This window comes from Ginsengibacter hankyongi, assembly GCF_008710285.1.
Lineage (GTDB): Bacteria > Bacteroidota > Bacteroidia > Chitinophagales > Chitinophagaceae > Ginsengibacter > Ginsengibacter hankyongi.
This window is the reverse complement of record NZ_VYQF01000001.1, coordinates 254,946-269,467: the sequence shown is the minus strand read 5'-3', so window position 1 is coordinate 269,467 and position 14,522 is coordinate 254,946. Positions and strand designations below refer to the sequence as shown.

Sequence of the window (14,522 nt, the reverse complement as noted above, 5' to 3'; positions counted from 1 at the left end):
CCATTCTCATGAAAAATGAAATTGAATGGCTTACATTATTTTCTTGGCCTCAAAGTTAAGGGCTTCCAAAACAATATTATGAAGAGAGGCTTTGGGATTGTTAATCAAAAAATCTATAATCTGCTTATTAAGGTCCATTGCAGAAGCCTGGAAAGGCATCGTCGCCGCCAATTGGTTTACCACATAAATATTTTGTTCTTTAAGATTATTTACCGCTCTCCACAACTCCGGGGAAACATATACCTGCTGGCTGATATTATAATCGTATTCCTGTTTAATAGCATCTACGAGTGACGATTGCATTTGCCGGGAAGAAAGGCCGGCATTAGGTACACGTGATAATAAATTCTGGAGCGATATTCTTTCTGCAAGTAATGTAAGCCTTTCATACGCCTGCAATCTCAGTTTGAGTGTTTCAGGATTGGTAACTGTTTTCTCTTTAATATCTTTTTTTAAAGAGGAAAAATCTGTTATCATCCAGATAACAGCTAAAAAAATTACGCCAAGTAGAATAACAACAATAGTTTCAAATGTTGACATTATAATAATTTAAGTCAAAAATAATAATTCCCTAAAGAAAGGATCGTAAATTTGCAAATGAATAACAAGGTTAAATTGAAGAATTAGAAACGTTTCTGCAGCGAACTTATTTTCATCTTAATTAAAAAATTATGGAAACTATAAATAAAACTCCTGTAACCTTTACCAGCGGCGCTATTAATGAGATAAAGAGACTAATGGGAGAAGATAAATTTGATACCCAAAAATTTTTGCGGGTTGGAGTGAAAGGAGGCGGTTGCTCAGGAATGTCGTATATCCTTGATTTTGATACGAAGACAGAGAAAGATGAATATTTTGAAGTAGATGGGATTCCTTGCATTATGAACCCCGCACACGGCATTTATCTTTTAGATATGGAAATTAATTTTGAAGGTGGGCTCAATTCAAGAGGATTTACTTTTAATAATCCAAACGCCAGTTCAACCTGCGGTTGCGGCAGTTCATTTGGTGTTTAAATTCCTGCTAAGAAACGGCCGGTATCGAAATCTCAAGTTTACATCCTTTACGCGGCGCTGAAATGATATTCAGGTTGCCGGAATAATATTCTATCCGGCTTTTCATATTAGTAAGACCAATGCCTTTAGATTTTTGCGTAGTATCGAATCCAACACCATTATCCGCAATGGTGAGGAATAACGTGTTATCAGTTTTTTTTAATGTAATCGAAGCTTCTTTTGCCCTGGAATATTTGGTGATGTTGGTCAATTGCTCCTGCACTACCCGATAGAGCATCAATTCTTTGGTTTTATCGATGTTCTTTTCATTATATTTTTCATCAATATGCAGTTCAACTTTAAGGCCGTTTAACAAATTGGTATCATCTGCAAGAATCTTTAACGCTTCTTTCAATCCAACGTCGCCCAGCGATGGAGCAACGAGTGAATGAGACAATTTTCTGATCTCCTTCATTGCTTCATTTACATATTCATAGCTTTTTTCTAAGAGATTATCTTCGGTTGAAGAATCGCCGGCATTCACCATGCCCAGGTACATTTTAACGGTGGCAAGAATTTGGTTCACATTATCATGAAGTTCTCTGCCTAATTCTTTTCTTTCTTTTTCCTGCGCTTGTATTGTAGTTTCATTAATAATTTTCTGTTCGTTAAGTTTTTGATTTGCTAATTCTTTTTCTAGGTTTTTTCTTTCCGTGATATCCTGTATTGTTCCCAGCATCTTAACAATATTTCCGTTACTATCCATTTCTAAATCCCCAATACCGTGCACACAAAGTTCTTTCATTGTTTTTTGATTGATTATTTTGTATTCTTTATCGAAGCGTTTCTTTTTGCTTATAACCTCCTGTGCGAAATATTCCTGCATCATGCCCCGGTCATCGGGATGGAGCATTGATATCCACAATTCTGTAGTATGGTTACTATTCGACGTTAACCCAAAAATATTATCTAATGCCTCGGAAGCTTTCCAGGTTCCATTTTTTAAATCGAGTACGTAGCTTCCTATTTTTGAAACCTTTTGGGATTCACTAAGAAATCGTTCGCTTTCCTGTAACTGTTGTTCTACTTTTTTTCGTTCTTCAATATCCATCGAAAGAATAAAGAGCCCTTCAGGAACGGGCTGGATACTCAATTCAAACCATCGCCTGGTGCCATCAGGGAATGTAAATTCATTTTCAAATATTTTCGGGCAGCGGTTTTTCATGCAATTTTCCAGCACCCGGAACAATTCCGTTTTTTCAACACCTGGATATCTTTCCATTAAGGTATTCCCGGGCAATTCATAATCGGAATATTTGCTATGTTCTGCAGCAGAGCTATTAACAAATAAATATTTCCAGTCGAAGCCGATAAGTTGTATGCCTTCCCGCATGTTTTGAAGAACAAATCTGTACTGTTGTTCTTTTTCGATTATTTCCTTTGTCTTTTCCTCTACTCTTACCTGTAAATTCTGGTTCATTTGTAATATTTCAGCTTCCAGTTTTTTGCGTCGGGTTATATCCGACCGTAGAGCGAGATATTGATAAGGTTTACCCGCTTCATTAATAAAAGGAACAATAATAGTATCTACCCAATAACAAGTTCCATCTTTTGCTTTGTTATTTAATTCTCCTCTCCATACTTTTCCATTTTCTATCGTAAGCCATATGTCACGCATAAATTCTTTAGTGTGGTAGCCTGAATTCAGCATAATATGATCTTGTCCTATCAGTTCTTCTCTGCTGTGCTTTGAGATTTTGCAAAAGTTATCGTTTACGTGTTTGATGATGCCTTTCTCGTCTGTGATAGACACGATAGATGATTCGTTTAATGCATACTTATAATCGGATGTTTCTTGTAAACTTTTTTTGAGCGCTTCTTCTATCTTATTTCTCAGTCGTACGTGATCGTATATCATTTTAAAAGCAATCACCATCAGCAAACCCGCAATAAGCTGGAATAGTGTAAATATTTTGGACGAGTTTTTTACTATAAGTTCGTTTTGAGATTTACGAAGGCCAAGAATCTCGTCTTCCTTTTGCTCGACAGTTGAAACCATAAAGCGTACATTATTGAGCAATTCAATCTCCTGGCCACTTTTAACGATTTTTTGAGCAGCATCAAACCCATTATTTTTCCGAACATTTACTAATTCATTTTGAGAGTTTACAAACGCATTAAAAGAACTCGTAAGTGAGTGCAGCTTTACGCGTTGCAGAATATTATCTTTAGTTACTGTTCTAAGGTGTGTAATAATATTGTTAACTGAATCTATAGTTTGATTTAAAAGAGGAGAAGGTGTATCCCCTCCGGAAATAATGTAACCTCGTGTGGCGCTTTGGATATAATTACATTTTGCATTTATTTTTTCAGCCAATAAAAAAAAATCATGCTTATTTGCCATCAATTTATCCTCACCGGATGAAAGTTGATTGTTGCGGTCTATGGCAAAAAAAACAGTACCGCGAAGCAGGACGACCAGGACAAAAAAGACAGCAATTTTTTTTACGAAAGAAAATTGTATAAACTCAAGCGCCGGACTTATAAATATGCCAATGAATAAGACAATAAACAATATTGCCGTAAGCATGGATGTAGGTGCCTGTAACGGAATAGAAGTCAAAAAGCTAATGCCGAAAAGATGGCTTAGGATGACAACTAAAGAACCAGGGATCATTGCAACTAATAATACCTGGATAATTAAATTATATTTTCTTTTTCCCAGGAGAAGGAAAATTAAACCAAGGAAGGTAAAATTAAAGGCCACTATCAGGCTCATTCTGCCGTAATAGCTGTCGCCGACGTTTTGCATTTTTGCATTCCAAAACAGTTCGTTTATGCCGCCGTCCCATCCAAAAACATAATAACATAGCGATAAAACACCTATCACTAAAATCAGCGATGATGAAACATAAGCAATAATTTGTTTGATTTTATTAACTGATGAACCCTCGTGAAGAAGGTAAAGAGTAAGCCCAGAAAGAACAAAACAAATAGCCGTATTGATCTTCATGATGCCATAGCGCGGGAGCAAACTTTTAAGAGCCGGGATATTAAAAAACCAACCAGCCAAAACAATACAACCTGTTACAATGGCGATAAAAACAACAGCTCTCTTTATAAGAGATGAAGTTCCTCTTCTTATTTTCATCTTTCCTTGGGTTTGACAGGCTTTGAATTATATTAACAGCAACATTCTAAATACACTCTCGTCTTAATATTATTTAAAAGAATTAATTGCGGGATTACACATTAAATCTTAATGCAAAGGATAATTTTATTGACAGCAGATTAGCTTTTTATATATCTAACGGTGGCTTAAATAATAATCTGAGTTTTTAAAAATTGAACGCAATAAATCCCATTTATTCCAACGAAAAAATATCTATTTTATTATTCGTTGACTTTATTTTTCCAGCAGTTAATTTGCGGGAACATCAATAATTTACCTATATCATATGAGTATAATTGGGAACTAATTCATTATTTTTTAAAAGCTGCAAAAATGCGGCTTCCGGGAATGGGCTTGCCTGAAAAAAGTATGGCAAAAACTTTTACAATTATTCTGTCCCGAAGCCATGATTTACGGTAATGTTTATCTTTCTTTTCGTCAAAGAATTTTTTTGCCCGCGTTTGTATTCCATACAATAGCCTGTAATCATAAATAACGGGGTGAGTTCGTAATCTTTCTTTATACTTTTCCGGAACTCCTTCTGCAATAGCTGCAGCACAGAGCTTTCCTGAAATTACAGATGGCAATATCCCTTCACCAGTCATTGGTTGTGCAAGGCCAAGTGAATCGCCGATCAGGAATACATTGTTTGCGTAGCAATATTTCAAATAACTTGTTTCGAAAATAATATAACCATGCCCTTTCATTTTATCCAGCATCGGGCGGCTTGAAACCGGGATAGTACCGGGTGTTCCATTTCCTTCAAAAAATGCGCGGGCTTTGTTCCACGCCGGTAAGACATCTCTTGCTATTTTAGTGCCGGTTCCCACATTCAGCCAATTGCCTTTGGGTACATTCCACGAGTAACCTTTCATATCATCGTGTAATAATATTTCCGGCTCGCCATCCTTACCGGCACGGGTAGACGCAATTTCTTCGGCGTTTCCCTCAAATTCTCTTTCCTGTGTTCCGCATTGAACATTATCTTTTTCAGGAAACAATGCCCTTGCTACAGGGCAGTGTGTGCCACCGGCTCCTATAAGATATTTTGCCCTGTATTTATTATCAATCAGCCAAAATCCCTCATTGTCTTTTTCTAGATGTCGCACATTGTATCCTTCAACGGTTTCGGCCTTACTGCGTTTCAATAAGAAATCGTCAAACTCATAACGGCGCACAAAATAGCCGTCTGAATGAATGGTATATTTCTTGCCGCGAAAGTTTATGTGAACTTTATTCCATTTCCAGAGTCCGCGTGTGTACTCTTCAGGCAATAGTTCCAGAACATCCCAGATAGGTGGAGAAATCCACCCGGCACAAAGTTTAACACGCGGAAAATTAGCTCTGTCAAGCAATAACGTCTTCAGGCCAGCTTTTACCAGGTTATAAGCGCAGGTACTCCCTGAAGGCCCGCCACCAACTATGATTGCATCGTATGTTGCAATGTCACTCATGATAAAGACAACAATGTAGCGATTATTTGCTTGTGGTGGGTTGAATATTCCCAAGCAAACTCAATACAGTTCAAATAATCTTTTATTAAATGAACACGTAATTGTTATAAAATTTTATATGAGGAAAACCATGGATACTTACAAGGTACAGCGCACATTTATTCTTACTGTAAAATTTGTTATACCAATAAAGGAAGTATGGAATCAAGACCAATCTGGCTTTCGTCCAACGGAGCAAGGGTTCTTCCCTGCAGGATTGTGCCAAATTTTCTAAGATCAAATTTTTCTTGAAATTTTGAATAGGAATTTCTGATCATTATAAGTAATTCTCGTTTATCTATTACGTCCGGCAGATCTATTACATAAGAATCCTCGCCAACATACTCAAGGATTGTTGTGTGTCCAATAACAAATTGGCAAGTGAACCGGCAAGCAATGCCTTTCTTTGTTGGAGCTCGTTTCTTCATTACATCCAGGGATGTAAAACTGAGTATTTTATCTTCTGCTTCATTATAATTAAGCGGAGGTTGATAATTCCATTCAGTAATAATAAGTTCAGTTTGCTCAATCATAAGAAAAATTGTTATAAACTTTCATTGCAATTTTTGCTAAGGTATAAATTCCAACGCATCTTTGATTTTCTTAAGGGAAGATGTACACCAATATAAAAACTGCTATTTATTAACAATTTGCAAATACAAGTATTGATTGATGTAGTACGCTAAATTTTTAAGGCCACCGTTATATGAAACGGGAAGGAAATTCCACAGTGGTTAAATGATTAAATAATTTATTGCGGTAAAAAAGTGCTATGTATCAAACAAATGAAGCTGCTAAATTTTCATATGCGGCTTCTTGATTCACAGGCGCTGCATTTTTTAAGCTGCAAAAAGTTGAAATGAAATTTTTAAGATTCATTTTATTTCCCAGGACATCTGCAGGTTCATTTTCTCTCGACTGACTTTGCAGGATTGCCGCTCCATTGATAATTTTCATCTTTATTTCTGCATTCCAGGAAAACAGGCCATTGTTCGTATATGCAGTAAACCCGGTGCTCGTGGTGTTTCCAATTATCCATCCAAGGCGATTTGAAGTTTCGATTGCCACGGTAAGAAATTGATCCTCCTTTAAATTTCCCAAAGGCAATTGTTCAATCTGTTTTTGTTTAAATTCTATTTTCATTTATAAATGGGTGGTTTTTAGGTTCACATCTTATTCTAAATATCAAAAAAAGAGCCGGTTTATAAATTAATTAGAAAACAGTTTTATTGATGCCGATTTAAATAAGCCTTTCAATTTTTTCCAGCAAATCATCCATCTCGAAAGTCTGCGTTTAGTTGAAGGCAGGTACCCATAATTTACATAGTATTGTATAGATGGAGTATCAATATCGATAATAAGAATAGTAGATTGTGTTAATCTTGAAGATTTTTTTATAACCAACTTTAGTTCTTCTGCTAACCATAAATTCTTATCGCTTAAAAAATGCCAAATTCTGCTTCGTAACAGGATAACCTTTTAAAAATGAATTTATAAAAAATGAAGTTATTGTCTGAGTTTAGGATTTTTTCCGCACCCGATTTTAGATTACGCACAATTTGAACATTTCTTAAAAGCGGGATCGCGATTGCTGCGCTAATTACCCAAACAGTTTTTATATAAATCTATTCCATTAGAGGTGAGGCTTATTTTATCTTCTGCGTTAAATATTACACATGTTATTCTAAGTTTTGTAAGAATATTATGCACGGTTACCGAATCTGCAAATGGCTGCATGATACTCTTTAGTTCATTTACATGAATACAACCTTTTTCATGTATTGAGTGGAGCACTTGCCATACCGTACTATGTATGCCAAAAGAGGATTGAATACGCTCAATGCCCTTAATAAAAAGCTCATCAGCATTTTTAATAAGATATTGTATTGGTAATTTTTTAGCCTTCATTGCAAGCGTTTTAATGGTTAGATAAACTTGTGATAAGCCACCGTCAAAATCATGCCAATTTGAGTGACGAAATATAAATTAAAAGAAAAGACGTTTAAGCTTTAGGAGGGAAGCTCTTCATGTGAATACTTGACAATATTAGATAATTATATTAATTTAATTTTTTAAACTATTCACAACAATTTGTTCATTCTTCAGGAATGAATTTAAAGGTAACTAGACGGACGCTACGAATTACCGGATAAAACCATCTTGAAAAATCAGTAAGATTCAACCATCCTTCAGCTTATTTTTTTGCCAACAAAACGGTATCTCATTTATTGTTGCCGGGCATTTATAAAATGCCACATATAAAATACTCGGATCATTTGTCAATCACTTCTAAAATGCTTGCACGGGGGTGCCCAATTTAAGTTGGCAGACCATTTCTTCTTTGCATAACTCAGCTTTTGTTTTGCCTGTTTGGTTACCGGCTTATCTTTCAACGCTTAGGCGGAGGTAGCATCTCCGTTGTTGATGGTAGGCTAAAAGCTAAATTCAGTATACGTTTGACATATAACTAAGTTACCAATGATATACGCTTTGGCCCACCTTATCCTTACTTTTTGTCTACATCACTGTATATAACTGGGCTCTCCCACATCCTAAAAATGAAAAAGGGTGCATACTTTTGGCAGCCCCCTTATTTTTATAAAGAGGCGGATTAAAATTTGGAAAGAAAATATTTGAATAAACCAGGTGGTTTTTCTAACGCAATTTAATGTGCAAGAAGACGTTCAGGAAGTTTTACGGCTAGTTTTGTATCTATTGTTCGTTGTTATACTTCATTTGTAAGTATAATTACTATTGATATAATTTCGTATTTGTGCTGTATCTTTTACCATTTAAAATGAAGATATTTGTAAATTGAGTTAACAAAAATTTTAAAATCGAATAATTCCAATGAATACCGAAAACGAAGAAGTGATACGGGTGATAATTGCTGATGACCATGTACTTTACCGGGCGGGTGTTAAAAATGCCCTTTCCTCCAAGAAAAATATTAAGGTAATTGCTGAAGCGGATAATGGCTCTCATCTTTTAAATCTTTTAAAGGGAATACAGCCGGATGTTATCTTGCTTGATATTCAAATGCCGATAATGGATGGCATTACTACCTTACCTGAAATTAAAAAATTGTATCCACGCATCAGGGTAATTATGCTTACCATGATGGATGACCAGAGTATGATTACCAAATTAATGGAGCTTGGCGCAAACAGTTATCTTACCAAAACCTCTGACTCTGAAATAATTTATGAGGCCATTAAAACATGCTATGAGCAGGAATTTTATTTCAACTCATTAACCAATAAAGCGCTGTTGAATAATCTTAGGCAAAAAATTCCATCTTCCATAAAACTTCAGCAAGAAGACGCAACACTCAGCGATAAAGAAATAACGGTGCTCAGGCTTATGTGCGAAGAAAAAAGTACCCGCGAAATTGCCGAAGCTGTTGATTTAAGTCCAAGAACTATTGAAGCAATAAGAGATAAACTTAAAACCAAAACAGGCGCTAAAAGTACAGCGGGCCTTATAATGTTTGCCGTAAAAAATAAGCTTCTGGAAGAAGAAGGTTAATTTTATTTTACTCAACCTATACAACTACTTTTGCTCATTCATATTTAACTTATGGCTGAGCTTTTTTTTATTTATAACGATAAGTTTTATCCGGCAAACACGCCTATTATACCCCCGGGTAATCGTTCCTTGCGCTATGGAGATGGCCTTTTTGAGACCATGAAAATCGTTGGAGGAAAAATAATCAATAAAGATTTTCATTTCGAAAGATTATTCAACGGGATTGCGTTGATGCAATTTGATATTCCTAAAAACTTTCATACCGCTTTTCTCTTTAATAAAATTATTGAGCTTGTAAAAAAAAATAATCATGTTGCTTTAGCAAGAGTACGGCTGATGATCTTTCGTGGAAATGGCGGAATATTCGATCCTGAAAATTTACGCCCCAATTATATTGTTGAAAGCTGGCCGCTTTCAAACCAAATGACTTTAAATGAAAATGGGTTGGTAGTTGATGTATTCCCTGGCGCAAAAAAAAGTTGTGATAATTTTTCAAATCTTAAATCGAATAATTATTTGCCTTATGTAATGGCAGGGCTATATGCGAAAAAAAATAAGTTGAACGATTGTATTGTTCTTAATTCATTTGATAGAGTTTGTGATAGCGCTATTGCCAATATTTTTATAATTAAAAAAGATAAAATTATTACACCCCCACTTTCAGAAGGCTGTGTAGCCGGTGTTATGCGCAGGTGGATGCTTGAAAAATCAGGTTTAAAAAAATATAAAATTTTAGAGAAAAATCTTTCAGTAAACGATATTGAAAACGCGGATGAATTTTTCTTAACTAATTCAATCTACAACCTGCGTTGGGTCAAAACTTTCCGGGGAAAAAACTATTCGAATAAAATAATTGCAGAGCTTTATATTCATATCGCTCAAACCATTTGAGTTGAATTTTGTTTATATCGGACAATATGCAAGCGCCAAAAAAGTAGGAGGTCACTTAGTATACTTCGTGTTTTAGTGGAAAACATAATTTCTGATGGTGAAAAAAGTAAACATCTTCTGGTATCGCCGCGATCTTCGCCTTCATGATAATGCGGGATTATATCAAGCCTTGAAACGCGACTATCCTGTTGTGCCGGTATTTATTTTTGATAAAAATATTTTGGATCAACTGGAAAACAAGCATGACAAAAGAGTTGAATTTATTCGTGATACGTTAATTGAGATGCAGGGAAAATTGGAAAAGAGACACTCCTCTCTCGAAGTGCATTATGGAACTCCCGGAGATGTATTTAAAAAATTAATTAAGGAATATGATGTGCAAAGTGTATTCACCAATCATGATTATGAGCCTTATGCAATAGAAAGAGATTTATTGATAAAAGAATTATTGGCGGAGAATAATATCGGTTTTAAAACATACAAAGACCAGGTTATTTTTGAAAAAGATGAAGTGCTGAAAGATGATGGAAAACCTTATACGGTATTCACGCCATACAGCAGGAAATGGAAAGGAATGCTTACTGATTTCTATATAAAATCTTACCCGGTTGAAAAATATGATACAAATTTTTTCAGGCGAAGTCCGGGGAGAATTTCTTCTTTAGATTCCATGGGATTTAAAGAAACTGGTAACAACTTTCCTTCAAAGAATCCCGGCGAAGAATTGATAAAACATTATGATAAAACGAGAAATTTTCCGGGAACAGAAGGCACGTCAAGATTAGGTATTCATTTGCGTTTTGGAACAATAAGTATAAGAAAGTTAGTGGCAAAAGCAAAAGAACTAAACAGTACTTTTTTAAATGAATTGATATGGCGTGAATTTTACATGTCTATCTTATGGCATTTTCCTCATGTTGGCCACCACAAAGCCTTTAAGCCCGAGTATGATAATATTAAATGGCGAAACAATGAAGATGAATTTGATAAATGGTGCAGAGGACAAACTGGCTATCCAATAGTGGATGCAGGTATGCGGCAACTCAATGAAACGGGTTATATGCATAATCGTGTACGCATGATAGTTGGAAGTTTTTTATGTAAGCATTTGTTAATTGACTGGCGATGGGGCGAAGCTTATTTTGCAGAAAAATTAATAGATTTTGATTTGGCGGCGAATAACGGTGGCTGGCAATGGGTTGCAGGAAGTGGTTGTGATGCTGCTCCTTATTTTAGAATATTTAATCCCGAACTGCAAACACAAAAGTTTGATAAAGACTTAAAATATATTAAGAAGTGGGTTCCTGAATTCCAGGAGTTTAATTATCCTAAACCCATTGTTGAACATACGAAAGCCAGGGAAAGATGTTTAAAAGCTTATAAAGAGGCGCTTGCCAAAAAATAATTTTTTAAGACGTTACAAATAATTCATTTTCACCTATCATAATTTTTTCTTTATTACCAGATTGGTTATAAACATTCAATACTTTTTCAATGGCATTTTTTCCATCAGTTCCAAGTTGAATTGAATAGTTATTTACATACAAGTCAATATGCTTTTTCATTACGTTAGTTTCCATTTCCTGAGAATGTATTTTCACATAATCCGTAATAAGCGGATAATTTTTAAATGCAAATTCTATACTTTGTTTTATAAGTAAATCTACCTGCATCAATATTTTCTCATCAATACTTCTTTTACCAACAATGCCTCCTAACGGTATCGGATAGCCGGTTTTTTCTTCCCAGAAATTACCCAGGTCAACTACTTTTTGCAATCCTTTGTCAAAATACGTAAACCTGTTCTCATGAATGATAACTCCAAGGGATTTATTACCGGAGTCCAGAACGAAATTTTCTATCTCATCATATCGTTTAAAGATTTTGTTTTTAGCACGTGGAAATGCCTGCGAAAAGAGAAGGTGAGCGGTTGTATTCTCACCAGGAAGAGCAACGATGCAATCATTCACTTCATCAAACGTTACTTTTTCTTTGGATATAAGGAGTGGCCCAACGCCCTTGCCAAGTGCACTTCCGCTGTTGAGCACTTTATAGTTTTTAAGAATGAGCGGTAAAACTCCATAGCTCACTTTTGTAAAATCAAGTTGATTTTTAATAGCAAATCCATTCAATGTTTCTACGTCTTCAAGGCGAACATCAAATTGTAATTCACCTGTGTCAATTTTATTATTTACAAGCGCATCAAAAATAAAAGTATCATTCGGACACGGTGAAAATCCAAGTGTATATTTCATATTTATATAAAATGGTCTATTAGTTTTTTCAATTCGATGTTGAGATTAGTAATGGCTTCTTTCATTGCCCACTTTTGTTTATCTCTTTCTCCAACTGAATTTGATATACTTCTAAGCTGCACAAAATTTATTTTCTGCTGAAGGCATACGTAATGCAATGCAGCGCCTTCCATGCTTTCAATGCCGGCATTAAACTTTTCAGATAAGCTTCTTATTTCATTAATATCGTCAGTAATTTTATTTACGGTAATTCCGGTTGCTAATGCGAGAGAAGTTTTTGAAAGAAATGCATGTTGATTTTCCAACCATCCGCTTGTGAAAGGAAATTCGTTTTCTTTAATAAAGCCCATGTCAAACAGCGTTTTAAAATTTCCTTTTTCATCAACGCCAATATCAGCAAATGTATCTTTTTCGATGAAGGTTACACTTCCGTTTTGTAAAGTACTTGTAAAAGATCCGGCAATACCAGCCTGTATTACAAGATCGTAATTTGAATGCAATAATTTCTTTGTAAGATTATATATCGTTGAAGGAACGCCCACTCCTGCAATCAATACATCCGCTGTATTATTTAAACGCAGGAAAGGTTCTATTTCAAATTCAGTAGCTGCAATCACTAATACGTTCATCCTGCAAATTTCGTATTTACAAAGCGCATTTTAATTTTCTGAAGCTACCTTTGCAAAAATATTTTTAAGTGTAATGGTTTATTTAACGAGAATAGAACATTTTAATGCGGCTCATAAATTGTATAATCCAAACTGGGATAAAGAAAAAAACGAGATTGTATTTGGAAAATGTGCCAATGAAAACTGGCATGGCCATAATTACGAATTATATGTTACGATAAAAGGAGAGCTGAATGAGGATACTGGTTTTTTGTTTGATGTAAAAATTCTAAGTCTTTTAATAAAACAATTTATATTGGATAAACTCGATCACAAAAACTTAAATGTTGATGTTGAATTTTTAAAAGGACAAATGTGTTCCACAGAAAATCTTGCAAAGGCAATCTGGAAACAACTGCAGCCAAGATTACCTCAGCAAGTTGAATTGCATTGTATAAAACTGTATGAAACTCCGCGTATCTATGTAGAGTATTTTGGTGATTAATTGTATAAAAAATTATTGAATGGAAAATAAAGTATCGGTTTACAGGCGCGAACATTTTAACGCTGCACATCGGCTTAACAACCCTACATGGGACGAAGCTAAAAACGAAAAAGTTTTTGGAAAATGTAATAATCCATCTTATCACGGCCACAACTATGAAATGGAAGTGAAGGTAACCGGCACACCCGCTGCTGATACGGGTTTTGTGATAGATTTAAAATTACTTAGTGATATTATAAATGAATCAGTAATTGAAAAATTTGACCATAAAAACCTTAACCTCGACGTAAAAGAATTTTCTAATTTGAACCCAACTGCAGAAAATATTGTTGTAGTTATTTATAAAATTCTGCGGGAGAAGATCGATAAATCTCTTGACTTACAGGTGCGCCTATACGAAACACCCAGAAACTATGCAGAATACCCTGCATGACATTTTGTTTAACTTAAATATTTCTAAATGGCTTACAGAAAAATTGAAGAGTATGATGAGGATGTTACAACTGGGTTAGTAAAAAATTACCAGCAAGTCTTGCATTTGTTGGGAGAAAGTCCCGAACGTGAAGGATTGTTGAAAACCCCCGAACGCCTGGCAAAGGCAATGCAATTTGCCACTCAAGGATATAGTTTGGATGCGAAAGCTATCCTTAACTCAGCCAAGTTTCATGAAGAGATGAATGAGATGATAATTGTAAAGGATATTGAATTATACAGTATGTGCGAACATCACATGCTTCCTTTTTTTGGCAGGGCGCACATTGCATATATACCTAACGGATGGATAACAGGATTGAGTAAGCTGGCACGTGTTGTGGATGTTTTTTCAAGGCGCCTGCAGGTGCAGGAAAGGCTTACAACGCAAATATTGGACGCAATCAAGGAGACTTTAAACCCGCATGGAGTTGCGGTTGTAATAGAAGCAGCACATCTTTGTATGATGATGCGTGGTGTGCAAAAGCAAAATTCAGTAACAACGACTTCTGCTTTCTCGGGTGAATTTGAGAAGCAAACAACACGAAATGAATTTATTAATTTAATACAGGCTGATCTTATTAAAAGACGTTAAATAATATTT

General features: G+C 35.3%; 15 protein-coding genes. 7 read left to right on the top strand and 8 right to left on the bottom strand.

Annotation, left to right across the window (positions count from 1 at the left end):
- Nucleotides 1-30 precede the first annotated feature (30 nt).
- Nucleotides 31-540, bottom strand: coding sequence for a DUF7935 family protein (locus FW778_RS01190; protein WP_150412743.1), 510 nt, complete (start codon nucleotides 538-540; stop codon nucleotides 31-33).
- Nucleotides 541-671: 131 nt separating this feature from the next.
- Here FW778_RS01190 and FW778_RS01185 point away from each other — a divergent pair, with 131 nt between their 5' ends.
- Nucleotides 672-1,016, top strand: coding sequence for a HesB/IscA family protein (locus FW778_RS01185; RefSeq protein ID WP_150412742.1), 345 nt, complete (start codon nucleotides 672-674; stop codon nucleotides 1,014-1,016).
- 7 nt (nucleotides 1,017-1,023) lie between these two features.
- On the opposite strand, the gene FW778_RS01180 is transcribed toward FW778_RS01185, so the two are convergent.
- From FW778_RS01180 to FW778_RS01160, 5 genes are all read right to left on the bottom strand, one after another.
- Nucleotides 1,024-4,146, bottom strand: coding sequence for a PAS domain S-box protein (locus FW778_RS01180; protein WP_150412741.1), 3,123 nt, complete (start codon nucleotides 4,144-4,146; stop codon nucleotides 1,024-1,026).
- 332 nt (nucleotides 4,147-4,478) lie between these two features.
- Complete coding sequence (locus tag FW778_RS01175) at nucleotides 4,479-5,621, bottom strand: NAD(P)/FAD-dependent oxidoreductase (protein ID WP_150412740.1); 1,143 nt, start codon at nucleotides 5,619-5,621, stop codon at nucleotides 4,479-4,481.
- Nucleotides 5,622-5,800: 179 nt separating this feature from the next.
- Nucleotides 5,801-6,193 (bottom strand): hypothetical protein, encoded by a 393-nt coding sequence (locus FW778_RS01170; RefSeq protein ID WP_150412739.1) that lies wholly within the window; start codon nucleotides 6,191-6,193, stop codon nucleotides 5,801-5,803.
- 244 nt (nucleotides 6,194-6,437) lie between these two features.
- Nucleotides 6,438-6,803, bottom strand: coding sequence for a hypothetical protein (locus tag FW778_RS01165; protein ID WP_150412738.1), 366 nt, complete (start codon nucleotides 6,801-6,803; stop codon nucleotides 6,438-6,440).
- Nucleotides 6,804-7,256: 453 nt separating this feature from the next.
- A complete protein-coding gene (locus FW778_RS01160; RefSeq protein WP_150412737.1) occupies nucleotides 7,257-7,568 on the bottom strand; it encodes a helix-turn-helix domain-containing protein in 312 nt (103 codons plus the stop codon).
- A gap of 942 nt (nucleotides 7,569-8,510) precedes the next feature.
- Between FW778_RS01160 and FW778_RS01155 the strand changes: the two genes are divergently transcribed.
- The 3 genes from FW778_RS01155 to FW778_RS01145 all read left to right on the top strand — a co-directional run bounded on the left by FW778_RS01155 (nucleotide 8,511) and on the right by FW778_RS01145 (nucleotide 11,484).
- On the top strand, nucleotides 8,511-9,188 hold the full coding sequence (locus tag FW778_RS01155) for a response regulator transcription factor (protein WP_150412736.1): 678 nt from the start codon (nucleotides 8,511-8,513) through the stop codon (nucleotides 9,186-9,188).
- A 51-nt stretch (nucleotides 9,189-9,239) separates the two neighbouring features.
- The gene (locus tag FW778_RS01150) at nucleotides 9,240-10,079 is read left to right on the top strand and encodes an aminotransferase class IV (RefSeq protein ID WP_150412735.1); all 840 of its coding nucleotides are present in this window, start codon (nucleotides 9,240-9,242) and stop codon (nucleotides 10,077-10,079) included.
- A 94-nt stretch (nucleotides 10,080-10,173) separates the two neighbouring features.
- Nucleotides 10,174-11,484 (top strand): cryptochrome/photolyase family protein, encoded by a 1,311-nt coding sequence (locus FW778_RS01145; RefSeq protein WP_150412734.1) that lies wholly within the window; start codon nucleotides 10,174-10,176, stop codon nucleotides 11,482-11,484.
- Between the two features lie 4 nt (nucleotides 11,485-11,488).
- Here FW778_RS01145 and FW778_RS01140 read toward each other — a convergent pair whose 3' ends face one another.
- Nucleotides 11,489-12,334: a 1,4-dihydroxy-6-naphthoate synthase gene (locus tag FW778_RS01140; protein WP_150412733.1), complete on the bottom strand. Its 846-nt coding sequence runs from the start codon at nucleotides 12,332-12,334 to the stop codon at nucleotides 11,489-11,491.
- A gap of 2 nt (nucleotides 12,335-12,336) precedes the next feature.
- A complete protein-coding gene (gene mqnB / locus FW778_RS01135) occupies nucleotides 12,337-12,963 on the bottom strand; it encodes a futalosine hydrolase (RefSeq protein ID WP_150412732.1) in 627 nt (208 codons plus the stop codon).
- A gap of 73 nt (nucleotides 12,964-13,036) precedes the next feature.
- Here mqnB and FW778_RS01130 point away from each other — a divergent pair, with 73 nt between their 5' ends.
- The 3 genes from FW778_RS01130 to folE are packed head-to-tail and all read left to right on the top strand — an operon-like array spanning nucleotide 13,037 to nucleotide 14,513.
- Nucleotides 13,037-13,447: a 6-pyruvoyl trahydropterin synthase family protein gene (locus tag FW778_RS01130; RefSeq protein WP_150412731.1), complete on the top strand. Its 411-nt coding sequence runs from the start codon at nucleotides 13,037-13,039 to the stop codon at nucleotides 13,445-13,447.
- A 19-nt stretch (nucleotides 13,448-13,466) separates the two neighbouring features.
- Complete coding sequence (locus FW778_RS01125) at nucleotides 13,467-13,880, top strand: 6-pyruvoyl trahydropterin synthase family protein (RefSeq protein ID WP_150412730.1); 414 nt, start codon at nucleotides 13,467-13,469, stop codon at nucleotides 13,878-13,880.
- Nucleotides 13,881-13,907: 27 nt separating this feature from the next.
- Nucleotides 13,908-14,513 (top strand): GTP cyclohydrolase I FolE, encoded by a 606-nt coding sequence (gene folE / locus FW778_RS01120; protein ID WP_150412729.1) that lies wholly within the window; start codon nucleotides 13,908-13,910, stop codon nucleotides 14,511-14,513.
- Nucleotides 14,514-14,522: the final 9 nt, after the last annotated feature.